The 12,308-nt window shown below is 65.4% G+C and carries 13 protein-coding genes; 6 read left to right on the forward strand and 7 right to left on the reverse strand.

What is annotated here, in order from left to right:
- The first annotated feature begins 35 nt into the window (after positions 1–35).
- Positions 36–1,403, forward strand: coding sequence for a dihydrolipoyl dehydrogenase family protein (locus PKD89_RS00565; RefSeq protein WP_289010904.1), 1,368 nt, complete (start codon positions 36–38; stop codon positions 1,401–1,403).
- 26 nt (positions 1,404–1,429) lie between these two features.
- Here PKD89_RS00565 and PKD89_RS00570 read toward each other — a convergent pair whose 3' ends face one another.
- Complete coding sequence (locus PKD89_RS00570) at positions 1,430–1,927, reverse strand: SRPBCC family protein (protein WP_289010903.1); 498 nt, start codon at positions 1,925–1,927, stop codon at positions 1,430–1,432.
- A 111-nt stretch (positions 1,928–2,038) separates the two neighbouring features.
- On the opposite strand from PKD89_RS00570, the gene PKD89_RS00575 reads away from it, so the two are divergent.
- Together PKD89_RS00575 and PKD89_RS00580 are read left to right on the forward strand one after the other, a co-directional pair.
- Positions 2,039–2,398, forward strand: a complete 360-nt coding sequence (locus PKD89_RS00575) for a hypothetical protein (protein WP_287389625.1) — start codon at positions 2,039–2,041, stop codon at positions 2,396–2,398.
- A 45-nt stretch (positions 2,399–2,443) separates the two neighbouring features.
- Positions 2,444–3,400, forward strand: coding sequence for a neocarzinostatin apoprotein domain-containing protein (locus PKD89_RS00580; RefSeq protein WP_287389624.1), 957 nt, complete (start codon positions 2,444–2,446; stop codon positions 3,398–3,400).
- A gap of 15 nt (positions 3,401–3,415) precedes the next feature.
- Here PKD89_RS00580 and PKD89_RS00585 read toward each other — a convergent pair whose 3' ends face one another.
- Positions 3,416–4,216, reverse strand: a complete 801-nt coding sequence (locus PKD89_RS00585; protein ID WP_287389622.1) for an SDR family NAD(P)-dependent oxidoreductase — start codon at positions 4,214–4,216, stop codon at positions 3,416–3,418.
- Between the two features lie 227 nt (positions 4,217–4,443).
- Between PKD89_RS00585 and PKD89_RS00590 the strand changes: the two genes are divergently transcribed.
- Positions 4,444–4,902: a hypothetical protein gene (locus PKD89_RS00590; RefSeq protein WP_289010901.1), complete on the forward strand. Its 459-nt coding sequence runs from the start codon at positions 4,444–4,446 to the stop codon at positions 4,900–4,902.
- Positions 4,903–5,096: 194 nt separating this feature from the next.
- On the opposite strand, the gene PKD89_RS00595 is transcribed toward PKD89_RS00590, so the two are convergent.
- The 3 genes from PKD89_RS00595 to PKD89_RS00605 form a co-directional block, all read right to left on the reverse strand.
- The gene (locus tag PKD89_RS00595; RefSeq protein ID WP_287389620.1) at positions 5,097–6,404 is read right to left on the reverse strand and encodes an oxygenase MpaB family protein; all 1,308 of its coding nucleotides are present in this window, start codon (positions 6,402–6,404) and stop codon (positions 5,097–5,099) included.
- A gap of 114 nt (positions 6,405–6,518) precedes the next feature.
- Positions 6,519–6,809 carry a hypothetical protein gene (locus tag PKD89_RS00600; protein WP_287389619.1) on the reverse strand — a complete coding sequence of 97 codons (291 nt, stop codon included), beginning with the start codon at positions 6,807–6,809 and terminating at the stop codon, positions 6,519–6,521.
- Complete coding sequence (locus PKD89_RS00605) at positions 6,802–7,044, reverse strand: hypothetical protein (protein WP_287389618.1); 243 nt, start codon at positions 7,042–7,044, stop codon at positions 6,802–6,804. Before PKD89_RS00605 ends, PKD89_RS00600 begins: the two co-directional genes overlap by 8 nt.
- Positions 7,045–7,257: 213 nt before the next feature.
- Here PKD89_RS00605 and PKD89_RS00610 point away from each other — a divergent pair, with 213 nt between their 5' ends.
- On the forward strand, positions 7,258–10,107 hold the full coding sequence (locus PKD89_RS00610) for a DEAD/DEAH box helicase (protein ID WP_287389616.1): 2,850 nt from the start codon (positions 7,258–7,260) through the stop codon (positions 10,105–10,107).
- A gap of 184 nt (positions 10,108–10,291) precedes the next feature.
- Here PKD89_RS00610 and PKD89_RS00615 read toward each other — a convergent pair whose 3' ends face one another.
- Together PKD89_RS00615 and PKD89_RS00620 are read right to left on the reverse strand one after the other, a co-directional pair.
- Complete coding sequence (locus tag PKD89_RS00615) at positions 10,292–10,609, reverse strand: hypothetical protein (RefSeq protein WP_287389614.1); 318 nt, start codon at positions 10,607–10,609, stop codon at positions 10,292–10,294.
- Positions 10,599–10,859 (reverse strand): hypothetical protein, encoded by a 261-nt coding sequence (locus tag PKD89_RS00620; RefSeq protein WP_287389612.1) that lies wholly within the window; start codon positions 10,857–10,859, stop codon positions 10,599–10,601. Before PKD89_RS00620 ends, PKD89_RS00615 begins: the two co-directional genes overlap by 11 nt.
- A gap of 137 nt (positions 10,860–10,996) precedes the next feature.
- Here PKD89_RS00620 and PKD89_RS00625 point away from each other — a divergent pair, with 137 nt between their 5' ends.
- Entirely contained in the window at positions 10,997–11,992 is a 996-nt protein-coding gene (locus tag PKD89_RS00625) for a GNAT family N-acetyltransferase (protein ID WP_287389610.1), read from the forward strand.
- The last annotated feature ends 316 nt before the right edge of the window (positions 11,993–12,308 follow it).

The raw sequence follows: 12,308 nt of genomic DNA on the forward strand, positions 1-12,308 counted from the left end.
CGGCCCCGAACGGGCGCGATGGGTAGCCTGCGGGCATGCCCTTGCGTTTTGTGATCATCGGTGGTGGCCCGGCCGGCGTGGCCGCGGCGACCTATTCGGCCCGCCTCGGAGCTGAGGTGACCGTGATCGAGCGCGACGTGCTGGGCGGCGCCGCTCAGCTGTGGGACTGCATCCCATCCAAGGCGATGATCGCCACCGGCGCCACGTTCAATCAGGTGACCGAGGCCGGCTCGATGGGCGTTGGCGTGGGTGACTCGGTGGTGCATCTTGATTCGGTGCGCGACCGCATTGAGTCGATCACCAGCTCGCTGGTGAGAACCAACTGGACGCTGCTCGAGAGTCAGCATGTCAACGTGATCGAGGGCACCGGCCGCCTCGTCGACCCGCACACGGTGGTGGCCACGCTGGCCGACGGTTCGGAGGAGACGATCGAGGCCGACGCCATTCTGGTGTCCACCGGCAGCCGCCCGCGCATCCCGGACTGGGCCGAGCCCGACGGCGTGCGGGTGCTGACCACACGCCACGCTTACCCGCCGCCGGAACTGCCCGAGCACCTGATTGTGATCGGCTCGGGCGTCACCGGCGTGGAGTTCGTCCACATGTTCAGCTCGTTCGGTTCCGAAGTGACCCTGATCGTCAGCCGCCAGCAGGTGCTGCCGCAGAAGGATCCCGAGGTGGCGGCGGCGTTGGAGACGGACTTCCTCGGCCGGGGCGTTCACCTCATGAAGGGCGCCCGGGCCGTTGGTATCGATCGAGGCGACGACGGGTCGGTCACCGTGCGCTGCGACGACGGGCGGTCGGCGACGGGCTCGCACACGTTGCTGGCGATCGGGTCGATCCCCAACACCGAGAACGTCGGCCTGGTCGAGGCCGGGGTGGCCATGGACGGCCTGTGGCCCAAGGAGCTCGACCACCACCTCCGTACCAACATCCCCAACATCTATCTGGCCGGCGACGTGTCGGGGAAGCTTCCGCTGGCCTCGGTGGCCTCGATGCAGGGCAAGAAGATCGCCGAGCACGTGATGGGCCTGCACATCGTTGAGCACCGTCATCTCGATTACGACAAGGCCGCTTCGGCGATCTTCACCGAACCCGAGATCGCCGACGTGGGCCTGGCTGAGGCCGATGCTTTCGCCGAGGGGCGCAAGGTGCGGGTGACCAAGGTCCCCTTCGCCACCACCTCCAAGGCGCTGATCAACAACGATGCCCGGGGCTTCGTCAAGATCATTTCGGATCCGGCGACCGGTGTCGTGCTGGGTGGATCGATCGTCGGCCGCCACGCCGCCGAGCTGATCTCGGTGCTGGCCGTCGCGGTCACCGCCGGGCTGCGGGTGTCGGACCTGGCCGACAGCCTGCTGGTGCACCCGGCCCTGGCCGAGGCGCTCGCCGAGGCCGCCGAGTAGCTCGGCTCGGCCGCGGCGGGCCGAGCTCAGGCGTAGTGGTTGCCGAGGAGTTCCTGGTAGCGGTCGGCGTCCCAGTCGGGCATGGCGTTGCCGTGGAACGCTGCGTGGTGGCGATCGGCGTAGAACTCCCAACCGGGCCCGAGGTCCACGGCGCTGAGGTCGTCGGGGAGTCGGTGGGTAAAGGTCATCGTGGTGATGCCGTCGGATTCGGCGAGTTCAAGCTCAAGTCGCCACGGCTCGCCCATGCCGGCGGTCTCGACCAGGAATCGCGTGGGCGGCTCGCATTCGATGATCTGCATCGGTTCGGCCGGAGCGCCGTCCTCGGCGCTCATCGTCACCATGATGGTGCTGCCCGGATGCAACTCGCCCTCAATGCTGCCGTACCAATGGGCGACGCGGTCAGGTTCGGTGAGGCTGGCCCAAACATCGCCGATCGGCGCTGGAAAGCTCCGTTCGATGATCAGCCGCTGTCCATCGGAGGCGGAATGGACACGGCCGGAGGGTGCGCTCGGGTAGGTACTCATGCTTGTCATACCTCATCAGTTCGAGAGTGTCCTGATAACCGGGAATAGGCAGCCCCTTATTCCCCCTTACACTCCTAAGTGGGAATAGGTCGAGTGAAGGGGGAGGTCATCGTGAACGGAACCACAACGCTCGCCCCCCATGGTGCCGAGACGTTTCCGTGGGTGCAACAGGGTCGCGATGGAAGCCGGGCCGATCGGGAGTTCAGCGAGGTCACGGTTTCTCTCCCTCCTCACTTTCACGGGGTCGACCTCGCCGTCGATGCCGAGTTGTCGGCGGCGTTGGAGCAGGCGATGCAGGCCATCACCAAACTCGATTCCACCCACGGCGTAGCGCTGGCGCCCTTGCGTGGCATCCTCCTCCGCGCCGAGTCGGTCGCCTCCTCCAAGATCGAGCAGATTACGGCGGGCGTCGATGTGCCGCGCCTCTGGGCGAGACCAGAGCCTCTAGCGGGTCGGGCCTTCCGAGCTTAGAATGAACTATAGACGGGCTTTGAAAATTCTTTCGGGGGACGACCTATGAGACCGAGATTCCGATCGCTACTGCCGCTGGTCATGCTGGCCATGTTGTTGGCACCCGCCGAGGCTGGTGCCGCCGGCCCTGGAGGCACCATCACCGTCACGCCGGCGACCGGGCTGGTCGATGGGCAGGTGGTGACCGTCACGGGCACGGGTCTTCCCCCTGGCACGGAACTGGAGATCTTCCAGTGTCGTGCCGGTGCTGTTGACGAGTCTGGTTGTTCCGGGTCGGTGGCCTTCGACCTCGCAACCGACAACGTCGGGGGGTTCACCTACACCATCCAGGTCGATGCCTTCACCTTTGGTTGGGGCGTTCTCGCCAGCGGCCAGGGTGGGGACGAGATCGACTGTCGCGCCGGTCCGGAAGCTTGCTTTATCGGAGTCGGGTTTTTGGCTGACGCGGGCGAGTCGACCAAGGCGCCCATCTCGTTTGACCCGACGGCACCGCTTCGGCCCCCGGTGAGCGCCACGGTCGAGCCGTCCACCAACCTGCGTGACGGACAGGTCGTTCGTGTGGAGGGCAAGAACCTGAGCAACCGCGAGCAGGCGTTCATCTTCCAGTGTGCGAAGTCGGAGCCACCGGGGCAGACGTGCGCATTCGCGGACGACCTCCGACAGGTCCCCGACGATCAGGACAGCATCTCGCTCGACGTGATGGTGCATGAGGTGGTGCGGGATCCTGATGGCAGCGAAGCCGACTGCACCGGCGCTGCCGGCGACTGCGTCATGATCGTCTCGTGGGGTTTTAGCTTCGATCCCGACCGCATCGCCATCGTTCCGCTGTCGTTCGCTGCCGACGCACCTCCTCAGGTGACAACGACAACGGTGCCGCCCCCGCCGTCAGACATTCCGCCCTCAGCGTCCGACGATGTTGCGCCATCGTCCCGCGATGACGTGCCGTCCTCGCTCAACGCCGCCGCAACCCCGGTCCCCCTGGCTCCATCCTTCACGGGTTAGATGGTGAGGCGCCGGTCAGGTCAGTTTGTCGAGGACGCGCCCCATCAGGCCGGTGCGGCCGGGCACGAGGCGTGCGGTGATGTCCAGCAGTCGGGCGTCGAGGCCGACCACCACGCGGGCCCGGTTGTGCTCGATGCCCCGCACCACTCCCTTGGCCACGGTGCTCGGTGGACGCAGGATCAGCGGGGCCAAGCGTGACGAGGCCATGGTGGAGAGGCGCTCGCTCTCGGCGCCTCGGGCGGCAGACATGATGTTGGTGCGGATCGAGCCGGGGAACACCGCCGTCACCCCAACCGTCGATGCTGCCAGTTCTCCCCGAAGTGCCTCGGTGAACGAGCGCACCGCTCCCTTCGAGAGGGCGTAGGCGGCATTCTGGGGTAGCCCAACGAAGGCCACCATCGACGACATGTTGACGATGTGGGCTTCGTCGGCCTTGCGCAGTGTCGGCAGGAAGTAGTGGCAGCCGTGCACCACGCCCCACACGTTGATGTCGGTGATCCAGCGGACGAGGTCCAGGTCGTCGGCCTCGAAGCGGCCCGCCGCCGTCACCCCGGCGTTGTTCACCAGGATGTTGCAGGAGCCGTGGGCGGCCACCACTTCGTCGGGCAGCTCGGACATGCGGGTCGGGTCGGAGACATCGGCGATATGTGTCGTGGCGTGGGTCTTGACGAGCGCGGCGGTCTCGTCCAGTCCGTTCTGGTTGATGTCCACCAGGGCCATCGCACAACCCCGCTCGGCCAGGGCCAGGCTGATGGCCCGGCCTATCCCGCTGCCTGCTCCAGTGACCACGGCTACTCGACCGTCAAGATTCTCCATCTCCTCATTCTGTCGCAGCGGCGGGTAGGCGGCTCAGTTGCGGATCCCCAGAAGAGCGAGTAGCGCCGCCGGGAGCACGCTGGGCGGCGCTGCTACCAACCGATGGTCCGCCGAGATGGCGTCAGGCAACCGAAGGCTCGGCGTCTTGGTCAATGGAAGCCCGTGGAACCGGAGGAAGGGCGTGGCGAGCACCCCTGGACAATTGAGAGGGCAGGCGTACGCTTACTGTGAGGCGGGCGATCTCGCCGGCCAGGGCGGTGACAGACATGGTTCACCTACGCGTTGTTCGAAATATCGCCGTCATGATGGTGGTTGGTTTGCTGGCTCTGACGCTCGGCATCCCCTCGGCCGGTGCCGACATGGTGACGGTAGGTTCTGGCGTCTCGACGGTCGTCAATCAGGTCGCCGTTGCCCAATCAGCACCGGCGTCGCTCGTCCAGGCCGACCCGGTCTCGAGTCTGTTCGGCCTGCTCCTGCAGTCAATCGGGGGCGCTTTCCTCAATTGGGGCGAGAGCATCATGAACACCGCCATCGCCGATGGCCCAGCGGCATTGGGGTCCTGGCAGATTGGGAAGTTCGTCTGGGACGTCGGCTGCCAGTGGGGTGTCGCTGGTGAGCAACTCGTCCCGGGACTTCCCCCAACCTTCCCGTTCAAGTGCACCCTGTTTCCCCGCTGGCCCTACTGAGTTCGCTGAGTTCCCCGGACCCTAGGGCTCACGGCCACTTCGGCATACCGTGCGTGTCCGACCCAGGTCTGACCACGGCTATCGGCTGTGCGATCCTCACCGGCAGTGTGGAATCCAGCCGCAATAGTTGACAGGTAGGGGAGCGAGTTGGGTGTTGGACGGCACGGACTCGCGCAGCGGTCGGAGGGGGAGGCCTATGCCCACTCGGCGGCGTCGGTGACGAAATCGGCGTGGCCGTAGCTGTCGAGCAACTTGGCCAGGCGGCTGTTCAGGTGGGCGTCCACGTGGCCGGACACCAGCGGCAGGCGCAGGCCGAGGCGGTAGCCGGCGATCGAGCTCCCCACCACCAGGGCCGCCAAACCGGCCGCGATCTGCTTGTCGAGCCCGAACTCAATGCCCATCTCGTCGGAGCGGTCCGTGTCGCCGCCCATGAACTGACGGATGAGTATGAACCGGGAGAAGCCGTCCTCGAGCCAGGCGTGCACCTTGCCGCCGATGGTCGACGTGTCGAAAAGGTCGACGGCCATCGTGCCGCGCACCAGGCTGCCGCAGGTCTCGTCGTCGTAGCCCTCCCGCAGCGAGACGTGGCGGGCGGTCAGCAGGTCGACGATCTCCTGGGGCGTCTCGCCAAGTAGGTCCGCCGGCAGCCCGAGCAGGAAGCACCGGTAGCGGGACACTTCCACGGTGGCCCGCTCCTCGTCGGTGAAGGTGGTGCGCCCCGTTCCGAGCACCTTCATCGACAGCATGAACACGCCGATGAGCCCGGCCGGCATCTGGTCGACCTGAGGGATCGGGATGCCGTAGGTGGCAACGTCCCAGCGGTCTGAGCGGAGCAGGTGGAAGCGCACCATCGAGTGCATCAGCCGCACCTTGGCCGCCGCCTGAAACCCCTTGCCGTGGCGATCGAGCGCACCCGGCATCGTCGTGGCCGTGAAGAAGCTGGCTGTCTCGAACACCCGCTTGACCGCCGCCTCGTTCGAGAGGGCGCCGGTCATCGTCATGGGCAAGGCCGCGTACTTGTTGAGGAAGGTGGCGAGGAACGCACCTCGGATGGCGAACGGTGTGGCCGTGGCCATCGGCACCCGCTCCTCCGCCGCACCCTTGCGAACCAGGTCGAGGTCGAGCCAGTCCGGCGTGGCCTCCATCGACGCGATCAGGTCGCGCAGTTCCTGCGGTGCGTCCTCGACGGCGTCCACTCCCTCGGCGCAGGCCTGCTCGACCTGGCCGATCAACGTGCCCAACCCGAGCGTTGGGATGAGCGCGGCGTAGGCGTCGGCCACCCGGTCGCCGGTCATCGTGTAGTTGCGCATGCGTTCCAGCAGCTCGGGCCGGTCGAACACGCGGGCCACCGGCTTGCGAATGCCCGCGAAGCGTTCGTCGTCGATGGTGGCGTCGTGGTCGAGGCGCTCGGGAACGATCGAGAAGTCGACCTTGCCGTACACCTCCGGGACCAGCGTGGCTTGATCGAGCACGCTCTGGTCGTAGGTCGTTGTTGCCGGCATCAAGCCGCCCCTCGTCGATGTGATGCGAACGGTAGCGCTCGTGGCAAACCTCGGCTCAGAAAGACGAGCTCCGCACTCAGCCGTTTGTTTGGCTGGCCCGAGCAGGTGGGGAGCTCAGGCAACCGAGCCAGCTGCACCTTGGTCAATGGCGGGTCCGTAACGCTCGTGTGCCGCCTGACCTGAAGTTCCGATGAGGCTCCCGATCTGTCGCCAGCTCACCCCGTCCTCGCGGGCTCGGCGGACTGCATCCACGACTTGGCGTTCGCTCGCCGCCAGGTCGCGCACTGCCCGCTGCAGGAGGTACTCGGCGACCGGTTGTTCCACACCGTCGGACGGGTCGATGTTCTCGAATCGGTCCGCGAGTTCGTCGGCGTGACTGATGATCTCCTGCAACGTTCTAGGCATGGCGCTCCTTCAGAAACTTTGCTTGGGCTTTCATCGCGTGGAAAATGACGTCGGCGTCCCCCACCTGTTCGTGGGCCACGCCGATTTCGAGAAGCCGGCCGGCCCGATCGGGACCGATGATCATGGACATGTCGTCGAAGTGGATGATCCGCCAGGGATACCGGAAGGCATGGAGGATGTCATCGTCAGAGACTCGATGGCGGCGAGCACTGGGCAAAATGGTTGGCTCACGCATGTCAGGGTACCTTGAGAGCGTGTGGGCGGCAAGCGCTGGTTCTGGTCACAACCAGGTTGAGCAATGGCATCACGTGTGTCCACGGGTAGGGCTCCCCGGTGATTGAGTTGCCCCTCTGAGCGGTCACTGGTGGACACAGCGGATCGCCCGGGGTGAGCAAAGCGGCGCCGTGCCTGGCATTGTTGAGCGACCGCCCACGGAGGAACCCCGCCGATGCCCGTCGCCACCCCCGACAAGTCGCTGTCGTTGATCGCCCCCGGCGCCCAGGTGGTGGTTCGCGATGAGGAGTGGCTGGTGCGGGCCATCGCCCAGACCCCGGCTGACGGCATGCGGGTGCGCTGTGTGGGCACCTCCACGCTGGTGCGCGACACCGAGGCGACGTTCCTCACCAAGCTGGACAACATCACGCCCCTCCGCCCGGAGGAGACGAAGCTGACGGCGGACGACTCTCCGCAGTTCCGGGCATCGCGCCTGTACCTGGAGGCGGTGCTGCGCAAGACGCCGGTGCCGGCCAACCAGACCGGCCTGGCCCTGGCCGACCGGCACCTGCTCGACCGCCTCGACTTTCAGCGCCGGGCCGCCCATAAGGCCATCGCCGGGTTGCGTCCCCGCCTGCTGATCGCCGATGCGGTCGGCCTGGGCAAGACGCTGGAGGTGGGCCTGATCCTCGCCGAGCTGATCCGCCGGGGCCGGGGCGACAAGATCCTGGTGGTCACGCCCCGCCACATCCTCGAGCAGTTCCAGCACGAGCTGTGGACCCGCTTCGCCATCCCGCTCGTGCGCCTCGACTCCGACGGCATCGCCAGGGTGCGCCGGGAGATCCCCGCCAACCGCAACCCGTTCAGCTACTACCGCCGGGCGATCATCTCGATCGACACCCTGAAGAACGCCGGCCGCTACCGCCACCACCTCGAGGGCATCCACTGGGATGCGGTGGTCATCGACGAGTGCCACAACCTGGTCAACCGGGGCACACTCAACAACCAGCTGGCCCGCGTGCTGGCCCCCCGCACCGAGGCGCTGCTGCTCACCAGCGCCACCCCGCACAACGGCGACCCCGAGAGCTTCGCCGAGCTGATCCGCCTGCTCGATCCCACCGCCATCGCCGACCCGACCAGCATCGAGTCGGCCGACATCGACCACCTCTACGTCCGGCGCCACAAGGCCCACGACGAGGTGGCCGCCGAAGTGCGGGCCGACTGGGCCGACCGCCTCGAACCCAAGCCGCTGCTCATCGAGGCCTCGGACGCCGAGAACGCCATGTTCACCGAGCTGGCCGACACCTGGATCCACCCGACGTCGGGCATGGCCCCAACGTCGGGCAAGGGCCGCTCCCTGTTTCCGTGGACGCTCTTCAAGGCGGCGCTGTCGTCGCACCGGGCGCTGGGCGAGACGATCACCGCCCGCCGCAACACCCTCGCCAAGCGGGAGACCGTCGACCAAGCGAGCGGCGCCGAGAACACCAAGGCGGAGGATGCGGCGCTCGAACGCCTGGGCGAGCTGAACGCCGCCATCGACGACCACAGTGCCTCCAAGCTGACGGCGCTGATCGAGCAGTTGCGAGAGATCGGAGTCGGCCCCCGCAGCAACACCCGGGTGGTCGTGTTCTCCGAGCGCATCGCCACGCTCGACTGGCTGGCCGCCACCGTGCCCAAGGCACTCAAGCTGAAGGACAAAGACGTCCGGGTGCTGCACGGCGGCATGGCCGATGTGAAGCAGATGGACGTCATCTCCGAGTTCGGCTTGGCCGAGTCGGGCGTGAAAATGCTGCTCACCGGCGACATGGCCTCCGAGGGCGTCAACCTGCACCGCCAGTGCCACCACCTGATCCATTTCGATCTGCCCTGGTCGCTCATCACCATCGAGCAGCGCAACGGCCGCATCGACCGCTACGGACAGCACCGCGCCCCCGACGTGCGGGCACTGCTACTCAATCCCGATCACCCCCACCTCCACGGCGACGTGCGCATCTTCACCAAGCTGCTTCAGCGTGAGGACGAGGCCCATCGGGCGTTTGGCGAGTCGTCGTCGCTGCTGGGCGTGCACACCGAGGCACTGGAGGAGGAGGCGGTGATGGCCAGCCTGCAGGCCGGCGTCGATCCCGACCTGGCCATCCCGGCCGAACCACAGAATGACTTCGACCTGATGGCGGTGCTGTCGGGCGCCACCGGCACCCAGGCGGTGCCCGTGCACCGGCCGCCCAGCCTGTTCGAGAGCGACTCGGCGTTCGTCGACGAAGCGCTCCGTCAGGCCTTCGACGATGCCGATACCACCATGGGTCTCCGTCGGGATCCGGGCGACGAGACGTTCCTGTCGTTGGTGCCGCCCAAGGACTTGATCGCCCGGATGAGGGCCCTGCCCCGCTCCTACCTGGCCGAGCAGCGGGTGGCCGAGCGGCTGAAGCTCACCGGCAACGAAACCCTGGCCAACGCGCAGCTGGTCAAGGCCCGGGAGTCCACCGATTCGGGCTGGCCCGACGTGGGCTTCCTCGCACCGCTGCATCCGTTTGGCGACTGGCTGGTCGACAAGGTGCTGGCCACGGTGGGTCGTAACGAGGCGCCGATCATCGTCGCAGATGTGGACGAGCCCGTGTTCTGCGTGCAGGGCATGTACTCCAACGGGCGTGGTCACCCGCAGCTTGTGGAGTGGATGGCCGTCACCGAGCACCTCGGCACGCCGGTGATCGCCGACCTGTTCGAGGTGCTCGAACGGGCGAACGTCGACGCCGACATGGCCAACCCCGGCACACCCATCGACGTCGAGGTGCTCCAGGATCAGTTGGGCGACGTGATCGAGCAGGTACGTAACGAACTCCAGGTTCGCCGCGACCTCTACGAAGCCGAGCTTGCCGAGACGCTCGCCGCCCCGCAGGAGCGCCTACGTGCCTGGGAGGTTCGCTCCGAGCAGTTGGCGATGGACCTGGTGGAGCACCGCCGCGCCCAACGGGTTCGGGGCATCGATGGCGTCCGCTCCGACACCACTCGGCTTATCGAGTCGATGCACACCCAGGGCGACCCGCTCATTCGAGTGCTCGCCGTCATGGTGGGACCGAGCTACCGGTAGATCAAGCTGGCCTCTTCCGCTCGTGTGCCGACAAGTCGGGGACTCAGAGAGTGCTGTAGCACCAACGCCATCTGTTCGAAAACCGTTCGACGAGTCCAATCGATTCTCATAGGAGGCAACCAGCTGGTCCGTCTACCGGTCGTGCAGGTGGGCCGGCCCGAGAATGGAAATAGTAGGCCCTGAGTCAGCGCAACTCCTCGTCTCGGTAGTAGAAGGCAAAGGCTGCGCCTAAAAGAGTTACCAAGGGGGTAATTAGGATCCCCGCGAGGGCAACTGCGTCTTGGGCGACTAGACGCTTGAGCATCACAGCCACGATCAGGAGAATCGCTTCGAGCGCGATCACTGTGAGCAGAGCGATGGCCAGGCGCCATTGCCTGACCGGTCGCTGGTCAACTATTCGCGCTGCTGCCGACCCGCCGATGTCATCGCTGGTGATGACATCGGTCTCGACGTCTTCAACTCCTAGGAGTAGACCGTCGCGCTCGGAGGAGTCATCGCGCATTGAAAAGTATAACTTCCCGGGTCTCCCCATCCTCCTTGATGAACACCTGAGAGTTCTTGTGCTCTACGGCGAAGAATCGGAACATAGCGATTGACTGCCTGATTAATGAAGTGAGCGACAGCTCAAGGGCATCGGCTGTCTCGCGCACGGAGTCGTACGCATCGGGGGTCAGCTTGACCGTGATGCGACGGACCTCGCCCGGCTCCCTCAACTTTGTGCCGACCGCCTGAAGTTGACTCTGAGTGTCCATGGTGTCCTCTCGTGGTGCTTGATGTGCTGTTCGTCTACCGGTAGGGTAGCACCAAGTGCAGCATAAGAGCATCAAAAAGTCGTCAAAAAGTAACCCAGCAGGAATTCGGGTGGCTGGGTCAGAGCCTCGGGGGAACTATGAACGACGAAGTGCCAGGGAGTGAATCACGTACTCGCCGTCCTGCGCTCAGAGTGAGCTTGGAGGGCCTGACTGGGATCTTCGCCGAGGAGCCGTTGAGCAGATGGCGATTCCACTCGGGGGTCTTATGGCGAGGTCTCTGGTGCGTAACGGACGCGTTTCGGGACGATGAGGTCGAATACCACCTGGGATCGACCAGCGGCGCTTTCAAGGCTGCCATTCCTGACGGCTCTCGGGACGAGGTTGATGACGCAGCAACCATTGCGGAAGAGATGTCCCTCAACTATCTGGTGAACCGTGCTCGAGATGTGGCAAGCGTTGACAGCGCCGGGCGAGAACTAGCGAAGCTCGGCCAACTTCAACGGCTGGCGATACATGGGGTTGACCCAGAACTGAGCTGGGCAAGGGTCGGATTTGGGCGAGATCCGGCTGTGAAGTGCGAAGTCAAAGGCCGGATTGTCAGTTTGACCTCGTCTGCGTGGGATGACCGGGTCCCCAGCGGCCTTGCGATTACCCAGCCCTTGCAGTCCGTGATCCGGCGCATTCGGGCTGCGGCCGACGAGGGCATAGTGCGTCACTTGGCGAGCGCACCAGAGGTGCAGCGGTTGGGAAAGGCCTCGTACGACCAAGAAGCGGTGGTCAAGTCTCTACTTTATGACTCGGATTCGCGAGTCAACTACTTGATCACGTTTCGCGGCGAGGACGTGGGTTTTGCGCACGTCGAGTTCACAGAGGACGAAAATGGACGATTTGGATGGCCTTGTATGGTCGTGACCAAGCCTGACCTCCAGGGGCAAGGGCTGGGCACTCGGGTCATGGCAGCGTTGTGCCATGAAGCAGTAGTGAGAAAAGCGGTGCCTCATTTGCCGCTCAGCCAGGACGCTGAGGTAGTCGAGCGAATCGCAGTGCGCCTCGGATTCGAATACGGGGGAATTAGGGGAGGTATTGAACGTGATGCCTCGGTGCCTTACTACCAGCCGCCTGCTGATGAGTAACCCACCGTCCTGGGAGGGGGACGGCGATCGCGACAGTACGAACGAGCAGTCGCTATCGGCTACGAGCCCTGTGATCATCGGCTAGCGGCGGCACCGCCAGTTGACAAGTTGGACTTGCGGGCGTGACGGGATGACCTCCCTTCCATCAAGGCAACGGGTGGTGACCGCATCCGTAGCGCGAGGAGTTCTCCGGGACACCGAATAGTCGTAGCGCGTTTTCCAGTGGAGCGGGCTTTGGGAGCCGTCGAGGCCGGCGTGGAGAGTTGAACAGAACTGGGCCGGGTGTTCGGTAAGAGTTCGAAGCGCGCAAGTCCGA

It is taken from the genome of Candidatus Neomicrothrix sp. (assembly GCF_035329545.1).
Taxonomy (GTDB): Bacteria; Actinomycetota; Acidimicrobiia; order Acidimicrobiales; family Microtrichaceae; genus Microthrix; species Microthrix subdominans.